The organism is Peribacillus sp. SIMBA_075, from assembly GCF_046534585.1.
Map to the genome: position 1 here is coordinate 35,478 of NZ_JAWRYN010000029.1, position 25,222 is coordinate 60,699.

The 25,222-nt window shown below is 41.3% G+C and carries 25 protein-coding genes and 2 other annotated features; all 25 genes read right to left on the reverse strand.

Features of this window, described 5'->3' with window-relative positions; all coding sequences use genetic code 11:
* Window positions 1-149: 149 nt before the first annotated feature.
* Complete coding sequence (gene rpoB, locus SB775_RS18755; RefSeq protein ID WP_061440377.1) at window positions 150-3,719, reverse strand: DNA-directed RNA polymerase subunit beta; 3,570 nt, start codon at window positions 3,717-3,719, stop codon at window positions 150-152.
* Window positions 3,720-3,957: 238 nt separating this feature from the next.
* Window positions 3,958-4,563: a class I SAM-dependent methyltransferase gene (locus tag SB775_RS18760; RefSeq protein WP_410862743.1), complete on the reverse strand. Its 606-nt coding sequence runs from the start codon at window positions 4,561-4,563 to the stop codon at window positions 3,958-3,960.
* A gap of 189 nt (window positions 4,564-4,752) precedes the next feature.
* Window positions 4,753-5,112: a 50S ribosomal protein L7/L12 gene (gene rplL / locus SB775_RS18765; RefSeq protein WP_053349071.1), complete on the reverse strand. Its 360-nt coding sequence runs from the start codon at window positions 5,110-5,112 to the stop codon at window positions 4,753-4,755.
* 62 nt (window positions 5,113-5,174) lie between these two features.
* Window positions 5,175-5,675: a 50S ribosomal protein L10 gene (rplJ, locus tag SB775_RS18770; RefSeq protein ID WP_061440376.1), complete on the reverse strand. Its 501-nt coding sequence runs from the start codon at window positions 5,673-5,675 to the stop codon at window positions 5,175-5,177.
* A 39-nt stretch (window positions 5,676-5,714) separates the two neighbouring features.
* Window positions 5,715-5,865: a sequence feature (ribosomal protein L10 leader region), on the reverse strand.
* A 46-nt stretch (window positions 5,866-5,911) separates the two neighbouring features.
* Window positions 5,912-6,607, reverse strand: a complete 696-nt coding sequence (rplA, locus tag SB775_RS18775) for a 50S ribosomal protein L1 (RefSeq protein WP_061440375.1) — start codon at window positions 6,605-6,607, stop codon at window positions 5,912-5,914.
* A 104-nt stretch (window positions 6,608-6,711) separates the two neighbouring features.
* Window positions 6,712-7,137, reverse strand: a complete 426-nt coding sequence (gene rplK, locus SB775_RS18780) for a 50S ribosomal protein L11 (protein WP_034305057.1) — start codon at window positions 7,135-7,137, stop codon at window positions 6,712-6,714.
* A gap of 174 nt (window positions 7,138-7,311) precedes the next feature.
* Window positions 7,312-7,845: a transcription termination/antitermination protein NusG gene (gene nusG, locus SB775_RS18785; RefSeq protein ID WP_061440374.1), complete on the reverse strand. Its 534-nt coding sequence runs from the start codon at window positions 7,843-7,845 to the stop codon at window positions 7,312-7,314.
* Between the two features lie 258 nt (window positions 7,846-8,103).
* Entirely contained in the window at window positions 8,104-8,286 is a 183-nt protein-coding gene (secE, locus tag SB775_RS18790; RefSeq protein WP_061440373.1) for a preprotein translocase subunit SecE, read from the reverse strand.
* 50 nt (window positions 8,287-8,336) lie between these two features.
* Complete coding sequence (gene rpmG, locus SB775_RS18795) at window positions 8,337-8,486, reverse strand: 50S ribosomal protein L33 (protein WP_081108654.1); 150 nt, start codon at window positions 8,484-8,486, stop codon at window positions 8,337-8,339.
* 185 nt (window positions 8,487-8,671) lie between these two features.
* On the reverse strand, window positions 8,672-9,304 hold the full coding sequence (sigH, locus tag SB775_RS18800; protein WP_089364078.1) for an RNA polymerase sporulation sigma factor SigH: 633 nt from the start codon (window positions 9,302-9,304) through the stop codon (window positions 8,672-8,674).
* 85 nt (window positions 9,305-9,389) lie between these two features.
* Window positions 9,390-9,899, reverse strand: a complete 510-nt coding sequence (locus SB775_RS18805) for an NYN domain-containing protein (protein WP_061440371.1) — start codon at window positions 9,897-9,899, stop codon at window positions 9,390-9,392.
* Window positions 9,900-9,903: 4 nt separating this feature from the next.
* Window positions 9,904-10,647: a 23S rRNA (guanosine(2251)-2'-O)-methyltransferase RlmB gene (rlmB, locus tag SB775_RS18810; RefSeq protein ID WP_061440370.1), complete on the reverse strand. Its 744-nt coding sequence runs from the start codon at window positions 10,645-10,647 to the stop codon at window positions 9,904-9,906.
* On the reverse strand, window positions 10,644-11,066 hold the full coding sequence (locus SB775_RS18815; protein ID WP_034305071.1) for a Mini-ribonuclease 3: 423 nt from the start codon (window positions 11,064-11,066) through the stop codon (window positions 10,644-10,646). Before SB775_RS18815 ends, rlmB begins: the two co-directional genes overlap by 4 nt.
* A 3-nt stretch (window positions 11,067-11,069) precedes the next feature.
* The gene (gene cysS, locus SB775_RS18820; RefSeq protein WP_089364071.1) at window positions 11,070-12,467 is read right to left on the reverse strand and encodes a cysteine--tRNA ligase; all 1,398 of its coding nucleotides are present in this window, start codon (window positions 12,465-12,467) and stop codon (window positions 11,070-11,072) included.
* A 1-nt stretch (window position 12,468) separates the two neighbouring features.
* Window positions 12,469-13,119: a serine O-acetyltransferase gene (cysE, locus tag SB775_RS18825; RefSeq protein ID WP_089364070.1), complete on the reverse strand. Its 651-nt coding sequence runs from the start codon at window positions 13,117-13,119 to the stop codon at window positions 12,469-12,471.
* A gap of 80 nt (window positions 13,120-13,199) precedes the next feature.
* Window positions 13,200-13,449 (reverse strand) — a binding site (T-box leader).
* Between the two features lie 42 nt (window positions 13,450-13,491).
* Complete coding sequence (gene gltX / locus SB775_RS18830) at window positions 13,492-14,949, reverse strand: glutamate--tRNA ligase (RefSeq protein ID WP_061440366.1); 1,458 nt, start codon at window positions 14,947-14,949, stop codon at window positions 13,492-13,494.
* Between the two features lie 90 nt (window positions 14,950-15,039).
* Window positions 15,040-15,519 carry a 2-C-methyl-D-erythritol 2,4-cyclodiphosphate synthase gene (gene ispF, locus SB775_RS18835; RefSeq protein ID WP_089364067.1) on the reverse strand — a complete coding sequence of 160 codons (480 nt, stop codon included), beginning with the start codon at window positions 15,517-15,519 and terminating at the stop codon, window positions 15,040-15,042.
* Between the two features lie 17 nt (window positions 15,520-15,536).
* Complete coding sequence (gene ispD / locus SB775_RS18840; protein ID WP_410862740.1) at window positions 15,537-16,220, reverse strand: 2-C-methyl-D-erythritol 4-phosphate cytidylyltransferase; 684 nt, start codon at window positions 16,218-16,220, stop codon at window positions 15,537-15,539.
* A gap of 21 nt (window positions 16,221-16,241) precedes the next feature.
* The gene (locus tag SB775_RS18845; protein WP_061440363.1) at window positions 16,242-17,321 is read right to left on the reverse strand and encodes a PIN/TRAM domain-containing protein; all 1,080 of its coding nucleotides are present in this window, start codon (window positions 17,319-17,321) and stop codon (window positions 16,242-16,244) included.
* 225 nt (window positions 17,322-17,546) lie between these two features.
* A complete protein-coding gene (gene disA, locus SB775_RS18850; RefSeq protein WP_061440362.1) occupies window positions 17,547-18,620 on the reverse strand; it encodes a DNA integrity scanning diadenylate cyclase DisA in 1,074 nt (357 codons plus the stop codon).
* Between the two features lie 2 nt (window positions 18,621-18,622).
* Entirely contained in the window at window positions 18,623-20,011 is a 1,389-nt protein-coding gene (radA, locus tag SB775_RS18855) for a DNA repair protein RadA (RefSeq protein WP_089364065.1), read from the reverse strand.
* A 205-nt stretch (window positions 20,012-20,216) separates the two neighbouring features.
* Window positions 20,217-22,658, reverse strand: coding sequence for an ATP-dependent protease ATP-binding subunit ClpC (gene clpC / locus SB775_RS18860; protein ID WP_061440358.1), 2,442 nt, complete (start codon window positions 22,656-22,658; stop codon window positions 20,217-20,219).
* 129 nt (window positions 22,659-22,787) lie between these two features.
* Complete coding sequence (gene mcsB, locus SB775_RS18865; protein ID WP_061440357.1) at window positions 22,788-23,864, reverse strand: protein-arginine kinase McsB; 1,077 nt, start codon at window positions 23,862-23,864, stop codon at window positions 22,788-22,790.
* Window positions 23,861-24,412 (reverse strand): protein-arginine kinase activator protein McsA, encoded by a 552-nt coding sequence (gene mcsA, locus SB775_RS18870; protein ID WP_410862742.1) that lies wholly within the window; start codon window positions 24,410-24,412, stop codon window positions 23,861-23,863. Before mcsA ends, mcsB begins: the two co-directional genes overlap by 4 nt.
* Before the next feature lie 21 nt (window positions 24,413-24,433).
* Window positions 24,434-24,895 (reverse strand): CtsR family transcriptional regulator, encoded by a 462-nt coding sequence (locus tag SB775_RS18875; RefSeq protein WP_061440355.1) that lies wholly within the window; start codon window positions 24,893-24,895, stop codon window positions 24,434-24,436.
* Window positions 24,896-25,222 lie beyond the last annotated feature (327 nt).

Here is a 25,222-nt window from a genome sequence, read left to right on the forward strand (position 1 = left end):
CTTGATTGCCGTCAAGTATCAGGCAATCATACACCGGATGATGGTTGATTGAATCAATAAGGCTCTAACAAGGCAGCATGATCTTCAAAGAAACATCTTGCTGCCAGTCAGAGCGGGTAATATATAACTAAATATGTTTATATTTGATTTTATTCTTTGACAGGTGCCCCTACTTCGGAAGCAACCATATCTTTAGTTTCTGAATCAAGGCTTAACTTGTCTGCTTGGTTGGCTTCTTCTTCATCTTCCAAATCTCGCATTTCGATTTCACGATCTTCGGCATTAAGAATTTTAACATCCAATCCTAAACTTTGAAGTTCCTTAATCAATACTTTGAAGGACTCAGGAACACCTGGTTCAGGGACATTTTCACCTTTGACAATCGCTTCGTACGTTTTAACACGACCAACGACATCATCTGATTTAACGGTTAAGATTTCTTGTAATGTATAAGCAGCACCATAAGCTTCAAGTGCCCATACTTCCATCTCACCGAAACGCTGTCCACCAAATTGCGCTTTACCACCAAGTGGTTGCTGCGTAACAAGGGAGTAAGGTCCAGTTGAACGTGCATGAAGTTTATCGTCGACCATATGTGCCAGTTTGATCATATACATGACACCAACTGATACACGGTTGTCGAATGCTTCACCTGAACGGCCATCATAAAGGACAGTTTTTGCATCACGGGACATCCCGGCTTCTTCAATCGTACCCCAAACATCTTCCTCAGTAGCACCATCAAATACAGGAGATGCTACATGAATGCCAAGTGCGCGTGCAGCCATACCTAAGTGAAGCTCCAACACCTGACCGATGTTCATACGTGAAGGTACACCCAATGGGTTTAACATGATGTCGACTGGAGTGCCATCTGGTAAATAAGGCATATCTTCCTCAGGAAGGATCCTGGAGATTACCCCTTTATTACCATGTCGTCCAGCCATTTTATCGCCTTCATGGATTTTACGTTTTTGTACAATATATACACGTGCAAGTTGGTTTACACCAGGAGGAAGTTCATCGCCATCTTCTCTGTTAAATACTTTAACATCAAGAACGATTCCACCGCCGCCGTGAGGTACACGAAGTGATGTATCTCTTACTTCACGTGCTTTTTCACCGAAGATTGCATGTAATAAACGTTCCTCAGCAGTCAATTCCGTTACACCTTTAGGAGTGACTTTACCAACTAAAAGGTCTCCGTCTTTTACTTCTGCACCAACACGGATAATTCCGCGCTCATCAAGATTACGAAGCGCATCTTCCCCTACATTAGGGATATCACGGGTGATTTCTTCAGGCCCTAATTTTGTATCGCGTGATTCAGATTCATATTCTTCAATATGAATAGAAGTGTACACATCATCTTTAACCAATCGTTCGCTCATGATGATGGCATCTTCATAGTTATATCCATCCCATGTCATGAAGGCAACCAATACGTTACGTCCAAGTGCTAACTCACCTTTTTCCATTGAAGGACCATCAGCAAGAATCTCACCTTTTACAACGTTGTCGCCAACACTTACGATAGGGCGTTGATTATAGCACGTTCCTTGGTTAGAACGAATGAATTTTAATAGACGGTATTTATCAAGATTTCCTTTTACTTGCTGTCCGTCAACTTCACTTACCCTACGTACCCATACTTCACGTGATTCAACGTGTTCTACGATACCAGGGTGTTTACAGATGACAGCAGCACCGGAGTCTTTCGCTGAAACATATTCCATACCCGTTCCGACTCGAGGGGCTTCCGGTTGCAGCAAAGGCACTGCTTGACGTTGCATGTTCGCTCCCATAAGGGCACGGTTGGAGTCATCATTTTCCAAGAAAGGAATACATGCTGTCGCAGCAGATACAACCTGTTTAGGAGATACATCCATGTAATCTACGCGGTCACGCGGAACAACGGTATTTTCACCGCGGAAACGTGCAACAACGTCATTATCAAGGAATGACCCGTCATCTGATAGACGTACATTCGCTTGGGCAACTACATAATTGTCTTCCTCATCAGCTGTTAAGTAATCGATTTGGCTTGTAATTTTGCCTGTTTCGGGATCCACACGGCGATATGGTGTTTCAATGAAGCCATATGGGTTAACCTTAGCAAAACTGGATAATGAGTTAATCAAACCAATATTTGGTCCCTCAGGCGTTTCAATCGGACACATGCGGCCATAGTGGGAATAATGAACGTCACGTACTTCAAAGCCCGCACGCTCACGTGTCAAACCACCAGGTCCCAATGCAGATAGACGACGTTTATGCGTCAATTCAGCCAACGGGTTCGTTTGATCCATGAATTGGGAAAGCTGTGAGCTTCCAAAGAACTCTTTAATTGATGCAATTACTGGGCGAATGTTAATTAGTTGCTGCGGAGTAATTGTATTCGTATCCTGAATAGACATTCTTTCACGAACGACACGCTCCATACGGGATAAACCAATTCTAAATTGGTTTTGCAGCAATTCACCAACGGAACGCAGACGACGGTTACCTAAATGGTCAATGTCATCCGTGATTCCCACACCATGCAATAAGTTAAAGAAATAACTAATGGAAGAAATGATATCAGCTGGAGTAATGTTTTTGACCTGGTCGGTCACATAGGCATTACCGATGATATTGATTACTTTTTCGCCTTCAGCATCATTTGGTGCAAACACTTTAATAGGTTGAAGAAGGGTTTCTTCTTCTACTACACCACCTGATGGATGGAATGTTTTGAATCCGATTCCAGCTTCGATATGAGGCAGGATCCTATCAAGAGTCCGACGATCAAGCATTGTACCTTTTTCCACGATGATTTCTCCTGTTTCAGGATCAATCAAGGTCTCTGCAATACGCTGTCCGAATAAACGGTTCTTAATATGCAGTTTTTTGTTTATTTTATAACGACCTACATTTGCTAAATCATAACGTTTTGGATCAAAAAAGCGGGATACTAAAAGACTTTTCGCGTTATCGACAGTAGGTGGTTCACCTGGGCGTAGACGCTCATAGATTTCTAGCAATGCTTTATCTACACTCTCAGTGTTATCCTTTTCAAGAGTGTTGCGAAGGTATTCGTTGTCTCCAATCAAATCAATGATTTCTTGATCTGTTCCGAATCCAAGGGCACGCATCAATACCGTGATAGGCAATTTCCTGGTGCGATCGATTCGAACATACACAACATCCTTGGCGTCTGTTTCATATTCAAGCCATGCACCACGGTTAGGAATAACGGTCGCAGAGAATCCAAGCTTACCGTTTTTATCCATTTTCCCATTGTAGTAAACACTCGGTGAGCGCACTAATTGGGATACAATTACCCGTTCAGCACCATTGATTACAAATGTACCTGTTTCAGTCATCAGCGGGAAGTCGCCCATAAATACATCCTGGTCTTTCACTTCCCCTGTTTCTTTGTTAACAAGGCGCACTTTCACTCGAAGCGGTGCAGAATACGTAACATCGCGTTCTTTTGTTTCTTCTACAGAATACTTCGGCTCAGCTAAGCTGTAATCGATGAATTCTAACGATAAATTACCTGTAAAATCCTCAATAGGAGAAATATCCTGGAACATTTCCTTTAAACCTACATCTAGAAACCATTGATAAGAAGCTGTTTGAATTTCAATCAGATTCGGAAGATCCAAAACCTCACTGATTCTTGCATAACTTCTACGTTGGCGGTGTCGTCCATACTGAACAAGTTGACCTGTCAACTGATTCACCCCTTAAATCAAGCGTTATAAGGATCCAATTGCCTCGGAAAAGGAATCATTTCCATAGACAAAAAGAAAATGGTTTTTATTTTAAAAACCACTATTTCTCATAAAACGAACTATTATTTATATATTTTTCCCATATTATCCATTGGTTATACACCAATGGTATAAAAATTGCATAGTAACGGAATTATATATATGCATTTTATAATACTAACATAGCGAAAATTTAGAGTCAAACCTTTTTGGATAATAGTATATAGTAACCTTTTTTCTTAACGGGCACTTCAATATTTCCAAATAATTGCTCCATTTTATCCATAGCGGATGGAGCTCCTTGTTTTTTTTGAATGACAACCCATAATTCTCCACCAGCCACCAAACTACGATAGCCTTCTTCTAAAATTTCGTGGACTACACTTTTGCCTGCGCGAATGGGAGGGTTCGTAAGAATTGCCGCGAATTGATTGGAGCCAACTTTGTCAAAACGATCACTTGCGTAAATCTTTACATTTGTAATCCCATTAGAAGCGGCATTTTCTTTTGACAATTCAACTGCCCGGCTATTTATATCAATCATTTCTATCGTTCTATCGGGATAAGCTGCCGCAATCGATATTCCGATTGGTCCATAACCGCAACCAACATCAAGAATATCTCCTTCCACAGCTTCATCTAGGTTAAAACTTTCAACCAAAAGACGCGATCCGAAATCAACTTCTTTTTTCGAAAAAACACCATTATCACTTTTGAAGCGAAAGGTACGTCCCTTTAATGTAAAATCCCAAAATTTCGGATTGCTTACGACATCCGGTTTATGTGAGTAGTAATGCTCTGTCAGAGTCATCTCCCCCTATCAGAAAAGGAATATTGAAGATTTATTGAGAAGAGATTTGAAGAATGGATGCTTGCATGCCGGGATGTTTGACGAAATCCTTTTAATCAAACCATTAACGGCAAATTTCCGTCATTTTCTTTAAAATGAAGAAAAAAGCCCGCCAGTGATAGCGAGCTTTTTGTTTATGCAAGATTACTTAACTTCAACGCCAGCTCCAACTTCTTCAAGTTTAGCTTTAACTTCTTCAGCTTCTTCTTTAGAAGCGCCTTCTTTGATTGCTTTTGGAGTGTTGTCAACAAGTTCTTTTGCTTCTTTAAGTCCAAGACCTGTTACTTCACGTACAGCTTTGATAACTTTGATTTTTTGGTCTCCAGCAGATGTAAGGATTACATCAAACTCAGTTTGCTCTTCAGCAGCAGCGCCACCAGCAGCAGCTACAGCTACAGGTGCAGCAGCAGTTACGCCAAATTCTTCTTCGATTGCTTTTACAAGGTCGTTTAATTCTAAAACAGTCATGTTTTTAACTGCTTCTAAGATTTGATCTTTAGTCATTGTTATTTCCTCCTCGAAATGGTTGGTTTTTTTTGAATCAATAGGCTAAATAAGCGGTTAGCTTACGCGCCTTGTTCTTCTTTTTGATCTGCAACTGCTTTTGTAGCAAGAGCAAGTCCGCGCATAGGTGCTTGTAGCACGCTGAGTAACATTGAAAGTAGGCCTTCGCGTGAAGGTAGTTCTGCAAGAGCTTTAATTTCTTCTGCAGTTGCAACATTTCCTTCGATAACTCCAGCTTTGATTTCTAACGCTTCATGTTTTTTCGCAAAATCGTTAAGGATTTTTGCTGGCGCAATAACATCTTCATTTGAGAATGCAATTGCGTTTGGTCCTGTTAATGATTCGTTCAAAGTGCTAAGTTCAGCACTTTCAGCAGCACGACGAGTTAAAGAGTTTTTGTAAACCTTAAACTCAACGCCAGCTTCACGAAGTTGCTTACGAAGTTCTGTTAATTCAGCAACAGTCAATCCACGGTAGTCAACAACTACTGTTGATTGGCTTGCAGTTAATTTATCAGTAATCTCAGCAACGATTTTTTGCTTTTGTTCAATAATTGCGTTCATCCTTACACCTCCTGTAGATTTGCTTGAAAACATTTATACCGTTTCAAAGAAAAAGCCTTCATCTCTATTGCAGACATGAAGGCAGTAATTTCAAAAGTCATAGTCAAGGACTATTATTATCGAATTACCTCGGCAGGGAATTAAGCTCGAATGGAGCACCTACTGTCTACGGTACAAATGATATTCATTTATTCACAACAAAACTTATTATAACAATAATAGTTTTGGAATGTCAATTATTTATTGAAAGTAGAAGGATCAACTTTCACACCAGGGCCCATTGTAGTTGTTACAGAAACGTTTTTCATGTAAGTTCCTTTAGCAGCCGCAGGTTTAACTTTCATTAATGTATCATAGATAGTAGTGAAGTTTTCCACTAGTTTAGCATCCTCGAAAGATACTTTACCGATTGGAGCATGGATGTTTCCAGCTTTATCTACGCGGTATTCAACTTTACCAGCCTTGATTTCATTAACAGCTTTTGTTACGTCGAATGTTACTGTGCCAGTTTTAGGGTTAGGCATTAAACCTTTAGGTCCTAATACGCGGCCAAGTTTACCAACTTCACCCATCATGTCTGGAGTCGCAACGATTACATCGAATTCGAACCATCCTTGTTGGATTTTGTTGATGAAGTCAGATTCACCAACGTAGTCAGCACCAGCAGCTTCCGCTTCTTTTGCTTTTTCGCCTTTAGCGAATACTAATACGCGTTGAGTTTTACCAGTACCATTCGGTAGAACAACCGCTCCACGAATTTGTTGGTCAGCTTTCTTAGGGTCTACGCCTAAACGGAAAGCCACTTCAACAGTCGCATCGAATTTTGCGAAGTTTGCTTTTTTAGCAACTTCGATTGCTTCAGTTACAGCATAAGCCTTAGAAACTTCTACAAGCTTAGCTGCTTCAAGATACTTTTTACCTTTTTTCGCCATGATATAAATCCTCCTAAATTGTGGTTTTAACGGAATAACCTCCCACGAATAAAGGTTGCGAGTATCAATCGCAACCCCGTAGAAACAAATAGCAATTACATGGATCAGTCTTCGATGACAATACCCATGCTGCGAGCAGTACCTTCAACCATACGCATTGCAGCTTCAACGCTTGCAGCGTTTAGGTCAGGCATTTTAGTTTCAGCAATCTCGCGCACTTGATCACGCTTGACTGTAGCAACTTTATTACGGTTAGGTTCACCAGAACCAGACTCGATACCAGCTACTTTCTTAAGCAATACTGCAGCCGGTGGAGTTTTTGTAATGAATGTAAATGAACGGTCTTCAAATACCGTGATTTCAACAGGAATAATTAGACCAGCTTGATCTGCTGTACGAGCGTTGAACTCCTTACAGAATCCCATGATGTTTACACCAGCTTGACCTAATGCAGGACCGACTGGCGGTGCCGGATTCGCTTTACCAGCAGGAATTTGCAATTTAACCATTTTAATTACTTTTTTAGCCACGAGACACACCTCCTTATAAGTCCGTGATGTGGTAATAGGGGTATACCCTCCCACTCATCTTGAATTCTTTATATATTAATAAAGAATGCTTGTATCGTTGAGGCCTAAAAATTGAAACATACTGACCTTTGAAATTTTACCACTTTCAAAAGGTAATTTCAAGTTTTTTTCCGTTTATAATTTTTCCACTTGATTAAAATCAAGTTCAACCGGTGTATCACGGCCGAACATATTGACTAGGACCCTTACTTTACCTTTATCTTTATCAAGTTCTTCAATCGGCCCTGCAAAGGTTGCAAAAGGTCCTTCTTTGACTTGAACGGTTTCGCCGATTTCAAAATCAACTTCGAATTTACTTTCATCTACGCCCATTCGTTTAAGAACGACTTCAATTTCTTCCGGTAGCAACGCAGTCGGTTTTGACCCAGCTCCAGATGAACCTACGAAACCAGTTACACCAGGTGTATTCCGGACTACATACCAAGAATCATCCGTCATGATGATCTCAACTAATACATAACCTGGAAATACTTTCTTTTTGGTCACTTTCTTTTTGCCATCTTTCATTTCCGTTTCTTCTTCTTCTGGAACTACAACGCGAAAGATCTTATCTTCCATCCCCATAGTTTCCACACGTTTTTCCAAGTTAGCCTTAACTTTGTTCTCGTAACCTGAATAGGTGTGAACTACATACCAATTCTTTTCCATGTGTTAGGACTTTAAAGTCCTTCCCTCCCTGCAATCAATCATTTTCTTTATTAATCTTTATCTTTGAACGTTTTAGCCAAAAAGCCAATTCCGGCGTCATCCCGGCTTAACTAGAATATATTGTGATGATTCATATTGCAGCAGTGCTCGATTTGGAACTTCTTCACTTCATAAAAAAGACAAATTAAAAAACCCGTTTCCGGGCTTTTCTGCTGACACATATTATTCTATCACTATTATACCTTATTTTCGAATCTCTTATTCAATAACTAAGCGAATTAATTCGGAAATGCCCAAATCAACCACTGTAAAGAAAAAAGCCATAAACAATACAGTCGTTACTACCACGATTGTATATTTGGTAAGCTCCTTGCGTTTCGGCCAGCTTACTTTTTGCATTTCGCGAGCGACACCGCTGAAAAATTCGGTAAAACGTTTCATGAATGTACCTCCAAGCATTAGAAGCTTCTGTCAATCTATTTATAAAACGGTTATTTCGTTTCTTTATGAATCGAGTGTGAGTTGCACGTACTGCAAAATTTCTTGATTTCCAGGCGTTCGCCGCTTGTCGATTGTTTGCTCTCATAACTATAATTTCTTGAACCGCAATCAATGCAGGCAAGAACTATTTTTTTTCGCATTAGATACACCTATCCTATCTACTATATCCATAAAACCTTATCACGGCTGTCTTTTATTGTCAATATCAAAGCAGGTTTAGCCCATTATGGATACCGGAAATCAAAATATCGGTTTCTAACATAGTGAATAATAAACTACCATGTGGAGAAGGGACAGATGAAATTAAGCGGAAAAAGCGGAGGGATTATAAACTGATTTCCCTTACTTCCAGATAGCGCTCGAGCTTTCTTTTCACCCGCTGAAGGGCGTTGTCGATTGACTTAACATGCCGGTTCAACTCTTCCGAAATTTCTTGGTAGGTTTGTCCATCCAGGTAAAGAGCTAACACTTTTCTCTCAAGATCACTCAGGAGCTCAGCCATCTTTAATTCGATATCGTCAAACTCTTCTTGGTTGATGATCAGTTCTTCCGGGTCCAAAACTTTCGTACCCGATATAATATCCATTAGAGTTCGGTCCGATTCCTCATCATAAATGGGTTTGTCCAGGGAAACATAGGAATTGAGCGGAATATGTTTTTGACGTGTTGCTGTTTTGATAGCTGTAATGATCTGCCTCGTAATGCACAGTTCTGCAAATGCTTTAAAGGAAGATAACTTATCCCCTTTAAAATCACGGACGGCTTTATATAAACCAATCATACCTTCTTGCACGATGTCTTCCTTATCTGCACCAATTAAGAAATAAGTCCTTGCCTTTGCTCTAACAAAATTACGATACTTTTGGATCAAATAATCCAGCGCTTCACTGTCTCCAGTGTGTACCAACCTTATCAATTCATCATCCTCAAACTGCAGATACTTTTCGTTCAGTTTCATTCCGAATTTGAGACCCACATTATATCCCCCTGACCTGACTCAGATAGAAATATTATACAGCAGGTAAAATTTACCCGTCAATGGTTCAAATTTTACCCCGGCGCCATTTTTCGAAAATTTCTGCCACTTCTTCACTTAAAGGAATTTTAGCTGCAGGTTTTATCGTCGTTGTTTTTCTTACATCTTTCTTGATTTCCCCTTGAATTTCTTCCATTTCAATAAGCAATTCACGAGCAGATTTCCTTAGAGCCCCTTGACCAAAGATCACCCACTGTTCCGTGAAGTCAGAGGTTGCCACTTGAATTTGCGTTTTGACATTATTCAGTTCAATGGCCATCTTTTCTATTCTTTCATCGGCAGTCTCATTTTCTTTTGTAAAAATTACGTCAACTTTGTGATTTTTGAATATACGGGCAATTCCCTGAACGTATTGAGCATCAAATACGATAATTACGCGGTATCCGGTAAATGCTTGATATTCCGCCATCATTTCAATCAACCGGTCTCTTGCAGCAGCAAGATCCCTTTCTTTTAATTCTCTCAGTTCCGGCCAGGCTCCAATAATGTTATAACCGTCCACCAACAGAATATTCATCCCATCATTGCCCTAGGGGATTTCTTTTTCTATAAACCTCATACATCAATAAACCGGCTGCTACCGATGCATTTAACGATGTTACTTGTCCTGCCATAGGGAGACGGATGAGAAAATCACATTTATCCTTCATTAACCGGGCCATACCTTTTCCTTCACTACCGATAACAAGTCCAATAGGCATCTTTCCGTCCATGTTACGGTAATCATCGCTTCCTTTCGCATCGGTACCGACTATCCATACTCCACGCTCTTTCAACTCTTCGACTGCCCTTGCCAAATTTGTAACGCGAGCTACCGGAATATATTCGATTGCACCCGTCGAGGCTTTAGCCACAGTTGCCGTCAAGCCCACCGCTCTTCTTTTCGGAATGATGATTCCATGGGCCCCGACTGCATCAGCGGTCCTCATGATTGAACCTAAATTATGCGGATCTTCAACTTCATCAAGAATCATGAAAAAAGGTGCTTCATCCCGTTCAGCCGCTTTTGCAAATAAGTCATCCAATTCCACATATTCATATGCAGCCACTTGTGCGACAACACCTTGATGGATGCCTTCTGCCATTTGGTCAATTTTTTTCTTCGGTACGATTTGCACGAATACCTTCTTTTCCTTAGCCAGACCGATGAGTGGAAGCATCGAGCCTTTTTGTGAGCCCTCAGCTATCCAAATTTTATTAATGTCCCGTTCGGAGCGAAGAGCTTCCAATACGGGGTTTCTGCCAATGATATATTCTTCGCTCATGGGTTACTCCCCTTTTCTTCTTCAATGTATTCAATAGATTTTTTGATAAGTTCTTCCATTCTTTCTATCCGACCGGATAAATACAAAAATCCCATTAGTGCCTCAAAGGCTGTACTGTAACGATACGTTTGCACATCTGTATTCTTCGGTACAGTACCGGATTTTGCATTTCGGCCGCGCCGAACGACGGCGGATTCCTCTTCCGATAACCAATCTGACTCCAGGAAAAAATGGATAATTTTATTTTGAGCCTTAGCCGCTACAAAAGATGTAGCTTTTTTGTGAAGAAGATTGGGCTTGACCGCTCCTTTTTGAATGAGATGATGCCGGATATACGTTTCGTATACGGCATCACCTATATAAGCTAAAGCAAGACTGTTCAGCATTTTAGCATCTACCTTACTATCGTAATGAAGCATTAATTACCCTCTTTTCCATCTTGTACCTTGAGGGGTATCCTCTAATATGATGTTCATGTTTTTCAATCGATCACGAATTTCATCAGATAACCCAAAATTGCGGTCTTTCCGCGCTTGAATCCTCTGCTGGATCAAACCTTCAATTTCTTCATCCAAAAGCCCCTCTTCTTCAAGGGACAAACCTAGGACAGAAAATAAGATATTGAATTTTTCAAGGAACGCATCTATGACTTCCTTGTCTGTATTTTTCTCCATCAAGTAATAATTTGCCTGTTTGGAAAGTTCAAAGAGTATGGAAATTGCATTAGCAGTGTTAAAATCATCGTCCATTTCCTTAGTGAATTGTTCATGTAATTCATTAAGTTTCTCCAACCAAACATCATTATTATCAGTCAATCCGTCGCTTACTTGAAGACGATGCTTTAAGTTTTGATAAGATGTCCGTAACCGATCAAGAGACGCTTTTACATTTTCTAGCACTTCTTCACTATAATTGATGGGATGACGGTAATGAACGGATAACATGAAGAAGCGTAACACTTGTGGGTCATGCTTCTGAATGATGTCATGAACAAGAACGAAATTGCCTAAGGACTTAGACATTTTTTCATTCTCAATATTTATATACCCGTTATGCATCCAATAATTCGCAAAGGTCTTGCCTGTTAATGCTTCGGATTGTGCAATTTCATTTTCATGATGCGGGAAAGCTAGATCTTGACCTCCTGCATGAATATCGATTGTATCCCCCAAATACTTTTTGACCATTGCGGAGCACTCGATATGCCAGCCAGGACGCCCTCTCCCCCATGGGCTCTCCCAAGATATTTCATCATCCTTGGCCGCTTTCCAAAGGGCAAAATCAAGGGCATCTTGTTTTTTCTCCCCAATTTCAATACGGGCCCCCACTCGCAACTCATCGATGGACTGATGTGAAAGTTTTCCATACCCATCAAACTTACGAGTGCGGTAATACACATCCCCTTCAGATTCATAAGCGAATCCTTTCTCAATTAATGCCGAGATGAATTCAATGATTGCATCCATGTTCTCCATTACGGTTGGGTGAGCATCCGCTTTTTTGCAGCCCAATGCCGAAACGTCTTCAAAATAAGCCTTGATGAATCGCTCTGATATGGTTGGGACATCTTCCCCCAATTCTTTTGCCGCACGAATCAGCTTATCATCCACATCCGTAAAGTTCGAAACGAATTGCACATCATATCCACGGTAATCCAAATACCTACGAACGGTATCAAAAACGATTGCCGGTCTTGCATTCCCAATATGAATGTAATTGTAGACAGTGGGTCCACATACGTACATTTTCACCTTTCCTTCTTCAATTGGGACGAAGGTTTCCTTTTTTCTTGTAGCTGTGTTATATATTTTAATCGCCATATTATAGACTCCTTTCTTCCTGTTTCTGTTCAGCCAGCTTCGCTCTTAAGGACCTGATCTCGCTATCCAATTCCTTAAAGCGATCACTGATTGGATCAGGAAGATCACAATGATTTAGGTCTTTGTTGATTTTGATACCATCTTGAATGACCACTTTACCTGGAATGCCCACAACTGTTGAATTAGGTGGCACTTCCTTTAAAACGACTGATCCGGCACCGATTTTGGAGTTTTCACCAACAGTAATGGAACCCAGCACTTTTGCTCCTGTTGCAATCAACACATTATCCTTTATCGTAGGATGACGTTTTCCCTTTTCCTTTCCCGTCCCCCCTAGAGTTACCCCTTGAAAGACAGACACATTGTCACCAATTTCACAAGTTTCGCCAATGACGATCCCCATTCCGTGGTCAATGAAGAAACGACGGCCAATGGTGGCCCCTGGATGGATTTCAATTCCGGTAAAAAACCGACTGATTTGAGATATACTTCTCGCCAGGAAAAAGAACTTCTTCTTAAATAGTGCGTGAGCCATCCTATGGCTCCAAATAGCATGTAAACCCGCATACGTCAAAATGACTTCGAAATAACTGCGTGCAGCAGGATCTTGATCAAAAACCACTTCGATATCCTCTTTAAACATCTTTAACAAAATGATTCCCCCCTATGTCCCTTTTCCAACATCCCCTTTGAAGCTTTTAAAGCATATAAAAAAGCGTCTCTGTCCAAATAGACAGAGACGCTTTTAGCGCGGTTCCACTCTGTTTGGGATGTACGAAGCAGGTAAAGCTTTCCCCTGTTTTTTTCATCCCCAACTTTAATCCCTGTAACGGAGGACATTCCGCCTGTGCCTACTATAGGTTAGTTCAGCAAAGGACTCAAGGGTGCATTTCAGAAAACGAGAGGCTTGAACCACTTTCAGCAGGTTATGGTTCTCTCTAAAAAGCTTCGTTTGCTTACTTCTCCCCATCTACGCGTTCTTTTGTAAGATTATTAAATACTATATTACATTTTCGACAAATTGTTAATATAAAATACTCTGAATTCGCTGTTTAATTTTTTCTTTGCCCAGTAATGAAATCGCCTTAGGCAAGTCAGGGCCATGTGTTTGACCCGTGACGGCAGCCCTTATCGGCATGAATAATTTTTTCCCTTTATGCCCTGTGCTTTTTTGTACCGCTTTTATCGACTTCTTGATTTCGTCCGCTTTAAATTCTTCAAGCCCCTCGATTTCCTGAAGGAAAGCTTTCATGACTTCAGGTACCTGTTCTTCAGCCAACACTTCCTTAGCTTCTGGCTCGAACTCGACCTCATCCTTGAAAAACAGTTCAGATAGCTCAACTATTTCCGCTCCATAGCTCATCTGCTCTTGAAAAAGGGAAACCAGGCCGTGTACCCACTCTGCTTCTTCAGCAGTTAGTGTCTCCGAAACCTTCCCTGCTTTAATTAAGTGAGGCATTGACAATTCCACTGCACGATCGCTGTCCAATTGCTTCACGTATTGGTTATTCATCCATGTAAGCTTTTGCTTATCGAAAAGTGCAGGTGATTTAGACAATCGATCTGCATCGAAAAGATTAATGAACTCTTCTTTCGTGAAAATCTCTTCCTCCCCGACCGGAGACCATCCTAGTAACGTAATGAAATTGAATAAAGCTTCAGGTACATAACCAAGCTCTTCATATTGCTCAATGAATTGAATGATCGACTCATCACGTTTACTCAGTTTCTTCCTGCTTTCGTTTACAATCAGCGTCATATGTCCGAATACCGGCGGTTCCCATCCAAATGCTTCATAAATCATCAATTGTTTTGGAGTATTGGAGATATGGTCATCACCACGCAGGACATGGGAAATCTTCATCAAGTGATCATCGACTGCCACTGCAAAGTTATAGGTTGGGATTCCATCTTTTTTAACGATAACAAAATCACCAAAACCATCTGTTTCAAACGAAACGTCATCCTTAACCATATCTTTGAAAGTAAGGACTTTCCCCGCTGGAACGGCAAAGCGAATGCTTGGTTTTCTTCCTTCAGCCACCAGTTTCGCTTGCTCTTCTTCAGTTAAATGCTTGCACTTCCCTGAATATTTTGGCGTTTCGTTCCGTTCGACCTGTCCTTCTCGCTCTGCTTCAAGCTCTTCTTCCGTACAATAGCATTTATAAGCCAAACCCTTACCTAAAAGTTCTTGATATAATTCCTGATAAAGGTCGTTCCGTTCGGATTGACGATATGGACCGTATTCACCGCCAACATCAACACCTTCATCCCAGTCCATTCCAAGCCATTTCAAATATTTAAGCTGACTTTCCTCGCCGCCTTCAATATTCCTCTTTTGGTCGGTATCTTCAATGCGGATGATGAACTTCCCGCCTTTATTTCGTGCGTATAAATAATTAAATAAAGCCGTCCGTGCATTACCTATATGTAAATGTCCAGTAGGACTCGGTGCATAGCGAACTCGAATATCGCTGCTCATGATATATATAGACCTCCCAGTCGTTCTTTTCTATTGTTTATTTTATCATTTATATACATTGGGATAAAGGCATCCACTCTAAAAATGAATTTAGTTAGATTTAACTAATAAGACAACAGCCTGTGCCGCGATTCCTTCGCTTCTGCCTGTAAACCCAAGTTTCTCAGTAGTGGTCGCCTTTACATTAATTCTATCTATCGAGGCATCTAAAAGTTCTGCAATCCTGCCTCGCATCGCTTCAATATATGGTGCCATTTTCGGGCTTTGTGCAATGATTGTACAATCCGCATTGCCTAAGGTATATCCTTCTTTTTTTACAATCGCCCAAATATACTGCAGCAGTTTTGCCGAATCGGCATCCTTAAATTCAGGATCCGTATCCGGAAAATGCTTTCCGATATCCCCTGCACCAATTGCCCCCAAGCAAGCATCAGCAACAGTATGCAGAAGGACATCCGCATCAGAATGACCTAGCAAACCTTTCTCATTCGGAATAGTAATTCCGCCAATAATCAAAGGTCTTCCCTCAACAAGCTGATGAACGTCATATCCTTGTCCAATTCGAAACATATCATTCTCCCCAATCATCATTTTCCATGTTTTTTATGTAAAATCGCTTCTGCAAAATAAAGGTCTTCCTGAGTCGTAATTTTAATATTATCATAATTGCCCTCAATAATAACTACCTGTTCATTGATCCGTTCAAGCAAACTTGCATCGTCCGTCCCTAAAAATGCTTCAGCCTCCGCCTCTTCATACGCCCTTTTTAATATGGATACACGAAAAGCCTGTGGAGTTTGTACCGCCCACAAGCTTGATCGTTCCACCGTTTCCAATACCTTTTTGTTTGCCGCTTTTTTAATCGTATCCTTAACTGGCACTGCAATAACGGCACCTCCATGAAGGGAAGCGGAGGTAGTCAATTCACTGATTTGCCCTAGATCGATAAAAGGGCGAGCTCCGTCATGGACCAGGATGATTTCTTCTCCTGCATGTTGCAGCCCATTATAAACGCTTTGTTGGCGCTCCTTGCCGCCCATGACGAGTTTCTTGACCTTTTTAAGCCCATACTTTGATATCAATTGACTGAAATAATCCTTTTCTGCCGGGTTTATCGAAAGGATAATCCCCCGACAGTCAGAATCTTCTTCGAAGACACGTAGTGTATAAACAATAATCGGGATACCCGATAGTTCAATAAAAAGTTTATTCTTGCCCGCCTTCATTCTTTTTCCTTGTCCTGCTGCAGGTATCACTACTTCATAAAACATGACGGTTTCTCCTACTCTTCTTTATAATGCTTTTTCTAATAGTTTCGGTTTAGCGAATATCATACGACCTGCAGAGGTTTGCAGTACACTTGTGACAAGTACATCGATGCGTTTTCCAATATGGTCACGGCCACCCTCGACAACGATCATTGTACCATCGTCTAAATAAGCGATGCCCTGGTTCTGCTCTTTCCCGTCCTTAATGACCTGTACGTTCATCTCTTCCCCAGGAAGTACAACAGGTTTAACGGCATTGGCCAGGTCATTGATATTAAGGACCGCCACATTTTGAAACTCACATACTTTATTTAAATTGAAATCATTGGTAACGACCATTCCGCCCGATATTTTGGCAAGCTTCACCAGTTTACTGTCCACTTCCTGAATATCTTCAAAATCTCCCTCGTACATCTCCACCTTAATCGGAAGGTCTTTTTGAATCCGATTAAGGATATCCAAACCACGTCTTCCACGATTCCTTTTCAAGGCATCAGATGAATCGGCAATGTGCTGTAGTTCGTTTAATACGAATTGAGGGATGACTATGGTCCCCTCTAGAAATCCTGTCTGACAGATATCCGCAATTCTGCCGTCAATGATGACGCTTGTATCGAGAATCTTCAGCCGCTTGCTATAACCCTCTTCATCCTCTTCGCCTGCTTCACCCTCGGAATTCTTTTTCTTATTATTTTTCGTGAATAGATTCAATAGTTCATCCCGTTTTTTAAAGCCCACCTGGAAACCAAGATAACCAAATAAAAGCGTAAGGATGATCGGAACCACCTTGATGGCACTGAAGGCGGAGCCAACCAGGAACGCCGCAAGCAGCCCCACTAAAAGACCGACGCTGCCAAAGATTATGTCCGTAATTGGTATCTTAACAAGCTGTTCCTCCAGCCACTTCATAAAATAGATCACATGATCTACTGCCCAAAAAGTAATAAGATAAAAGATAATGGCACCCAACAGTACACTTACATAAGGATTGTTTATTAAAGCAATATCATCTGCATGTAAAACAATTAATAATTCTGGAATAAGTAACATTCCAAGTGTTCCGCCGACTATTAAGAAGCATGCTTGTATAATGCGTTTTAACATCCCTTTCACCTCCCTCTATTCATTATTGACCAATAAAATAAAATGAAACCTTCGAAAATTCGTTTTCATTATATACGTGAAATTCACCTAAGGAATTAGTGGATTTACAAATATGACTCCTTCTCTATTTCGTAATATTAGCCTAGCACCCTGAGTTTTGAGTGTCAAAAATAAACACTATTCATTTCAAGCTAATTCAGGAAAATTTTAATGGCAAGCTGCACATTACATCCTTCTATTTGTAACCAGTTGATTTTTTAAAATACGGAGCCCCTCTTTAATTTTATTGGCACGGACTTCGCCAATACCCTCTACATCGTCAAGGTTTTCAACCGTTGCTTTATTGACTTCGCTAAAGCTTCCGAACTGTTTCACTAAATTTTCGATGATCAAACCCGGCAAGCGTGGGATTTTATGAAGTATACGGTAACCACGGGGGTGTACTGACTCATCAAGATGTATGTATCCGTGATAGCCCAGCACCTTTAGAAGTATGCTTTCGTCCAGTTTTTCCTGCATCGCCAACTCTTGAAGCCGAGAAATGATTTCCTCAGGTTTTTCATCATTGCTGGAGGTATAATCCTTGATAAGCCACTTCCCTTCCGTTTCAATATCTGCCAGGATCTCATTCATCTGCAGACGGATCAATCTTCCTTCCGTGCCAAGCTCATTAAGATACGTTAATAGCTCCGCCTTGATTCTGAGTACCATTACATAACGGTGAAATACCTGCAAAAGGTCGGCATAGGTCACGATTTCCTCAAACTCCAGTGCTCCTAATACCGATATGCTCTGCTGTAGAACCACCTTGTATTTTTCCAAGGTTTGAATGGCTAAATTAGCCTTGGCGAGTATGACTCCTATATCTTTGAGGGCATACCGGAAATTGCCTTGATATAAAGTTATGACATTCCGACGTTGTGAGATTGCAATGACCAACGATTTGGTCTCCCTTGCTACACGTTCCGCTGTCCGATGCCGCATTCCCGTTTCTGTGGAAGGTGTACTATTATCGGGAACTAATTGGGCATTTGCGAAAATGATCGTATCGGCCTTTTCATTTAAAATGATGGCCCCGTCCATCTTCGCCAGCTCATACAATGTACTTGGGGTACAGTTACAGTTAATTTCGAAGCCGCCATCTACAATCGTTCGAACCTTCTCGTTATATCCGACCACTATCAAACCACCCGTATTTGCCCTCAGGACATTTTCAATACCCTCCCGAAGCGGGGTACCCGGAGCTACAATTTGCAGAATCTCCAGTTTTGTTTTCTCATACCCTTTTTTATCTGTCATACTTAACCCCCTAACACTTGTTGAAGAGCCTCTGAAACCGATGAAACACCAACGATCTTAATACCTTTTGGCGCAGTCCATCCCCCTATATTATTCGCCGGTATTATAACCCGCTCAAACCCTAGTTTTGCTGCTTCCTGTACCCTTTGCTCAATTCGTGACACCCTTCTTACCTCCCCTGTCAGCCCCACTTCACCAATGATGCAATCGGCAGGGTTTGTTGGTTTATCACGGAAGCTCGAGGCAATGCTGATTGCGACAGCGAGATCAATTGCCGGTTCATCCAGCTTGACACCACCAGCAACCTTTAAATACGCATCTTGATTTTGGAGCAACAGGCCCACCCTCTTTTCCAGAACAGCCATTAAGAGCGAAACCCGATTGTGGTCAATCCCTGTGGCCATCCGCCTTGGATTGCCAAAACTCGTAGGTGAAATCAATGCTTGAATTTCGACAAGCACTGGCCTTGTTCCTTCCATGGATGCAACGACTGTAGAACCAGACGCTCCTTGCGACCGTTCTTCAAGGAAAATTTCCGATGGATTCGCAACCTCTTCCAAGCCATGTTCTTTCATTTCAAAAATACCCATCTCATTCGTCGAACCAAAGCGGTTCTTGACCGCACGTATAATTCGATATGTATGGTGTCTTTCTCCCTCGAAATATAAAACGGTGTCTACCATATGCTCAAGCAGCCGAGGCCCTGCAATGGCACCTTCCTTTGTAACATGCCCGACGATAAAGATCGCAATCCCATTCGTTTTAGCAATACGCATGAGTGAGGCTGTGCACTCCCTCACTTGTGAAACGCTTCCCGGAGCAGATGTAACCTCCGAATGGTACACCGTTTGAATGGAGTCAATAATGACCAAATCCGGTTTCACCTCTGTAATCGCCTGTTGGATATAGTCCATATCGGTTTCAGCATAAACCAGTAGATTTTCTGACATGGTCCCAAGCCGATCCGCTCTCAACTTGGTCTGCTTGACTGATTCTTCGCCTGATATATAAAGCACTTTTTTCTGTTTATGCGCCAATTGGGAAGATACCTGCAATAGCAGGGTCGATTTACCGATACCCGGATCCCCCCCAATCAAAACAAGGGATCCCTGTACGATCCCGCCCCCAAGAGCACGATTCAATTCCATTAAATCCGTCTTAATCCGGGGTTCTTTTTCTGATTGAATAGTAGTTATGGGTGCTGCCTTCTCCCGCTCTCCGGAACCTCTGACCTCTGAATTGGTAAATGCACCTTTTCTAGCAGGTTTAACGATTTCAGTTTCCTCGACCATTTTGTTCCATTCACCGCACCCTGGGCATTTCCCCATCCATTTCGCTGACTCATATCCACAAGACTGACACATAAATTTGGTTTTCTTTTTTACAGCCATAAATTACTCCTCTTTCTTTGGAAAAAATACCTATATTAAGGATATTATACCTCCGTTTTATTTAAACCTTCTTAAGGCTAAGTTTTTTTAAAAAAATAACCACTTTAACTCTACCTTGTCCGACTTATACTCATTTCTACCTACGGATAAAAAACAGAGGTACACTGCAAAAAAATCTGCGTGTACCTCGAAGTTTAGAATCAGGTTATTCACTTATATTGACAGGCTCGCCTTGTCGGATTGCAAACTCATTATTCACAACATCCATCACGACCGTTTGCCCTTTTTTCACATTACCTTTAAGCAACTCTTCGGAGAGATAATCTTCTACATGCTTCTGAAGTGCCCTGCGGATTGGTCGTGCCCCATATTCAGGATCAAAACCTTCCGTAGCAATTTTTTCTCTAGCCGCATCTGTCAGCTCCAAGTAAATTTCCTGTTCTTTCAAACGGGTAGTAAGTTGATTCGACATCAATGTAACGATTTGTTTCAAATGGTCCTTCTCCAATGAGTGGAAAACGATAGTTTCGTCAATACGATTCAGGAATTCCGGACGGAATGCACGTTTGAGTTCTTCCATCACTTTCCCTTTCATATTCTTGTAGTCCTGGCCAGTATCCTGGATGTTAAAGCCGACATACTTATCAGTTTTTAAGGCAGACGCCCCTACATTCGATGTCATAATCAGAATGGTATTCCTGAAATCTACAGTACGCCCCTTGGAATCCGTCAGTCTCCCGTCTTCCAATACTTGCAGAAGAATATTGAAGACATCGGGATGTGCCTTTTCTATTTCATCAAGCAGAACGACGGAATATGGTTTCCTCCGCACCTTTTCCGTTAACTGCCCGCCTTCTTCATATCCAACATATCCTGGAGGTGATCCAACAAGACGTGAAGTCGAATGTTTCTCCATATATTCGGACATATCAATGCGGATCATAGCATCTTCATCACCAAAAATGGATTCAGCTAAAGCTCGGGCTAGCTCGGTTTTACCCACCCCTGTAGGTCCCAGAAAGATGAATGAACCAATTGGACGTTTAGGATCTTTCAAACCTGCTCTTGCACGCCGTACTGCTTTAGAAACCGCAATGACGGCCTCTTCCTGCCCGATTACACGATCGTGGAGGATTGATTCCATATTAAGCAGTTTATCTGACTCTGTTTGCGCCAGTTTTGTGACTGGAACTCCCGTCCAGCTGGATACGACGTGTGCAATGTCATCCACAGTCACTTCACTGTTCTCTTGCCCTTGTTTTTCTTTCCAAGTCTTTTTCGTTTCTTCCAATTGTTCTCTTAAGCGTTGTTCTGTATCGCGAAGCGATGCAGCTTTTTCAAATTCCTGGCTTTGAACGGAAGCATCCTTTTCCTTACGGACATCATCTAGCTTCACTTCAAGTTCCTTTAAGTTTGGAGGCGTAGTGTATGAGCGCAACCGAACCTTGGATCCAGCTTCATCAATCAAGTCAATCGCTTTATCCGGTAAAAAGCGATCGGAAATATAACGGTCGGATAATTTGACTGCGGCATCAATCGCTTCATCCGTAATCGATACACGGTGATGGGCTTCATAACGGTCACGCAAACCCTTTAGAATTTGAATGGACTCTTGCATAGTCGGTTCATCGACCTGAATTGGCTGGAAACGACGTTCAAGCGCAGCATCTTTTTCAATATACTTTCGGTACTCATCCAAAGTAGTAGCACCGATACATTGTAATTCACCACGGGCCAATGATGGTTTAAGGATATTCGAAGCATCGATGGCACCTTCTGCACCGCCTGCACCAATCAATGTGTGCAATTCATCGATGAATAAGATGATATTACCCGCTTGACGAATTTCATCCATTACTTTCTTCAATCGGTCCTCAAATTCACCACGGTATTTTGTACCAGCCACAACAGTACCCATATCAAGTGTCATTACGCGTTTATCACGTAAAATTTCAGGAACCTCATTATTGATGATCTGTTGGGCAAGACCTTCAGCAATGGCTGTTTTACCTACCCCAGGTTCACCGATCAATACTGGGTTATTTTTTGTACGGCGGCTTAATACTTCAATGACACGCTGTATTTCCTTACTTCTTCCGATAACGGGATCCAAGCTTCCTTCCCGGGCAATGGCCGTTAAATCACGGGCAAGGCCATCCAAAGTCGGTGTGCTTGCATTTGAAGCAGCTGAACCTTGATGACCACCTGATTCATTGCTTCCCAAAAGTTGTAATACCTGCTGTCGAGCTTTATTTAAGCTAACTCCCAGATTATTCAACACGCGGGCAGCTACGCCTTCCCCTTCTCGTATCAAACCTAGAAGTACATGTTCTGTTCCAACATATGAGTGACCTAATTTTCTTGCCTCATCCATGGAAAGCTCAATGACTTTCTTGGCTCTTGGGGTATAATGTATCGTTTGAGCCGTATCCTGTCCACGGCCAATTAAATTTTCCACTTCTTTCTGTATCTTATCCGGACCCAATCCAAGTGCATATAACGCTTTGGCTGCAATGCCATCACCTTCTCGGACAAGACCCAGTAAAATATGTTCCGTGCCAATATTATTATGACCTAAACGGATTGCCTCTTCTTGGGCTAATGCTAATACTTTCTGGGCTCTTTCAGTAAAACGACCAAACATCATAGGGAATTCCTCCTTAAGAATTTTCGTTTTGAATAAAATTGCTGACAATTCTCTAAGTAATGGCAGAAGCTTCTTCTTGCCCCAAATCTATTACATGAATATTGGTACTCACTCAGAGGTTAATGACCTCTATGAGGAGGTAGATTCCGTTAAATTCAAGCGTTCTCGAATGAGTGCTGCTCTGCGGATATCCCTTTCATGGGATCTTAAAGGACCACCTGCGTACTTTTGTAAAAATCCCGACTGTGTCAAAATCATCAACTCATTAAGAATGCTTTTAGAAATATTTTTTATATACCCAAGATCTATACCTAGCCTAACATCGGAGATACAGGTAGCTGCTTCCTTGGTCTCAATGATTCGAGCATTGGACAATATCCCATATGAACGGAAAACCCTATCTTCTAATTGTATGTGGGAAGTCCTAACTAATGCATCCCTCGCTGAGCGTTCCTGAGCTATGATTTGCTGCACTACACTCGTTAGATCTTCAACGATATCCCTCTCCGACTTTCCAAGAGTGATTTGATTAGAGATTTGAAAGATATTCCCCAACGCTTGACTGCCCTCTCCATAAATCCCTCGAACCACCAACCCCAATTGATTGATAGCCGGTATGATATTATTTATCTGCTGTGTAAGGACCAGACCGGGCAGATGCATCATGACTGAGGCCCTTAATCCTGTCCCCACATTAGTTGGACAACTAGTTAGGTATCCTCTTTCTTCATCATATGCATAGTCTATGGATTCTTCAATCCAATCGTCAAGAACATTTGCAATCTTTAAGGTTTCCTTTAGCTGCAACCCCGACATTAAACACTGAATACGGAGATGATCCTCTTCGTTTATCATGATACTTATTTCTTCATTTTCCGAAAGGAGACATGCGCTTTTCGCTGAACCTTCAACTAAATGAGGACTGATTAAATGTTTTTCAACGAGAACGCGCTTTTCCAGTGGCTGTAATTGGTCAATCTCTAAAAGTTCCAGTTTTCCAATTTCCGGAGTTACTTCCTGTTCAATTCTTTTTTTTACCAATTCAATAATTTTTTTAGCTTCTTCGTTAGAAAAGGAGGTTGGGAAGGTAAAGTCTTTGAAATTCCTGGCTAACCGAATCCTGGAACTCAATACAATATCCATCTCCGGCCCTTCGGCACTCATCCAGGAACTCAAGGCGTTTTCTACAAACTTTTCCAAGCTCATAGTTCCTCGCCTCCCTCTTGTGCTTCATACCTTTTTTCAAGGGAACGGACCTTATCTCTTACCTCAGCCGCTTTCTCAAACTCCTCTTCATTAATGTGATTCTTTAAAACTTCTTTCAAGTCCAGAATTTGCTTTCGAAGATATATGGTGCCACCAATCCTTTTTGGAATTTTCCCTATATGTGCTGTATTGCCGCTATGAACCCTCTTTAAAATAGGGTTTAACTGATCATTGAATGTTTTATAACATTCGGCACAGCCAAACTTACCAATATGGACAAATTCTTTATAAGATCGATGACAATGCGGGCAACGCACCTCTTCCGTTTTCGGAAATGCATTTGCCTTTGTCTGTTGAATATTCGACTCCATATTCAACAATCCTGCTAATAAATTATTTATTGAAAAAACAGGTCCACCTGCATCCATGAACATCTCACCTTTTTCCTGAGCACATTTCTCACAAATCATTACTTCAGTCTTTTTTCCATTGATGATTTTGGTGAAGTGTAGGGTAGCAGGCCTCTGATGACATTCTTGGCAAATCAACGTTCATCACCTCTGCCAGTTTCATTTGTATTTTAAAGTCGTAAGCATCGCAGTTAAAATTCTTGACCTAAGCTCATCGCGGTCAGGTAGGTCGATATAAATCACAGATCTATCTATGACGCTCATCATAATCTTTGCTTCTCTTTCATTGATGACTTCCTCATTCATCAGCCGGGAAATTACTCCTTCAGCCATTGATTGGGTTACCCTAGAACCAATAAGCGATAATAATTGGTTAATAAGTTGCACGGAATCCTGCGATTCCACTTTCATGATGCGTATATAACCACCGCCTCCACGCTTACTCTCTACAACATAACCTCTCTCGATTGTAAACCTGGTATTGATTACGTAATTGATTTGAGAAGGAACACACTGAAATTTATCTGCTATTTCACTTCTTTTAATCTCTAAGATATCTTTTTGACTTATTTCCAGTACTTGCTTCAAATAAGTTTCGATAACATCAGATATGTTTCTCACTCAGCCTCCTCCAATCTGACTTTGACTATATTTGACTATTATTATACAAGGAAAAATGCATTTTGCAACTTAAACGCACTTTCTTTCTGTAATATCCATTTTCTCCAAATTATATGTAGTTACATACCTCATTGAACATTAAAGTTAAAATATCTTACATAAATACCCTAAAAGATAAATGCAAAACCTGCAATTTTTTCTTACCTTTAGGACTTCTTCACTAATCAGAATATCAAAAAAGACCAGCCGAATGGCTGATCTTTTAAATGGCTTGGCGGCGTCCTACTCTCACAGGGGGAAACCCCCAACTACCATCGGCGCTGAAGA

What these genes read in the sequence shown, in the direction of transcription:
- rplL (WP_053349071.1), bottom strand. Translation starts at nt 5,112, where the DNA reads ATGACTAAAGATCAAATCTTAGAAGCAGTTAAAAACATGACTGTTTTA.
- rplJ (WP_061440376.1), bottom strand. Translation starts at nt 5,675, where the DNA reads ATGAACGCAATTATTGAACAAAAGCAAAAAATCGTTGCTGAGATTACT.
- rplA (WP_061440375.1), bottom strand. Translation starts at nt 6,607, where the DNA reads ATGGCGAAAAAAGGTAAAAAGTATCTTGAAGCAGCTAAGCTTGTAGAA.
- nusG (WP_061440374.1), bottom strand. Translation starts at nt 7,845, where the DNA reads ATGGAAAAGAATTGGTATGTAGTTCACACCTATTCAGGTTACGAGAAC.
- secE (WP_061440373.1), bottom strand. Translation starts at nt 8,286, where the DNA reads ATGAAACGTTTTACCGAATTTTTCAGCGGTGTCGCTCGCGAAATGCAA.
- rpmG (WP_081108654.1), bottom strand. Translation starts at nt 8,486, where the DNA reads ATGCGAAAAAAAATAGTTCTTGCCTGCATTGATTGCGGTTCAAGAAAT.
- sigH (WP_089364078.1), bottom strand. Translation starts at nt 9,304, where the DNA reads ATGAAACTGAACGAAAAGTATCTGCAGTTTGAGGATGATGAATTGATA.
- SB775_RS18805 (WP_061440371.1), bottom strand. Translation starts at nt 9,899, where the DNA reads ATGAATATTCTGTTGGTGGACGGTTATAACATTATTGGAGCCTGGCCG.
- rlmB (WP_061440370.1), bottom strand. Translation starts at nt 10,647, where the DNA reads ATGAGCGAAGAATATATCATTGGCAGAAACCCCGTATTGGAAGCTCTT.
- SB775_RS18815 (WP_034305071.1), bottom strand. Translation starts at nt 11,066, where the DNA reads ATGCTTCATTACGATAGTAAGGTAGATGCTAAAATGCTGAACAGTCTT.
- cysS (WP_089364071.1), bottom strand. Translation starts at nt 12,467, where the DNA reads ATGGCGATTAAAATATATAACACAGCTACAAGAAAAAAGGAAACCTTC.
- gltX (WP_061440366.1), bottom strand. Translation starts at nt 14,949, where the DNA reads ATGAGCAGCGATATTCGAGTTCGCTATGCACCGAGTCCTACTGGACAT.
- ispF (WP_089364067.1), bottom strand. Translation starts at nt 15,519, where the DNA reads ATGTTTCGAATTGGACAAGGATATGACGTTCATCAGCTTGTTGAGGGA.
- ispD (WP_410862740.1), bottom strand. Translation starts at nt 16,220, where the DNA reads ATGTTTTATGAAGTAGTGATACCTGCAGCAGGACAAGGAAAAAGAATG.
- SB775_RS18845 (WP_061440363.1), bottom strand. Translation starts at nt 17,321, where the DNA reads ATGTTAAAACGCATTATACAAGCATGCTTCTTAATAGTCGGCGGAACA.
- disA (WP_061440362.1), bottom strand. Translation starts at nt 18,620, where the DNA reads ATGACAGATAAAAAAGGGTATGAGAAAACAAAACTGGAGATTCTGCAA.
- radA (WP_089364065.1), bottom strand. Translation starts at nt 20,011, where the DNA reads ATGGCTGTAAAAAAGAAAACCAAATTTATGTGTCAGTCTTGTGGATAT.
- clpC (WP_061440358.1), bottom strand. Translation starts at nt 22,658, where the DNA reads ATGATGTTTGGTCGTTTTACTGAAAGAGCCCAGAAAGTATTAGCATTA.
- mcsB (WP_061440357.1), bottom strand. Translation starts at nt 23,864, where the DNA reads ATGAGCTTGGAAAAGTTTGTAGAAAACGCCTTGAGTTCCTGGATGAGT.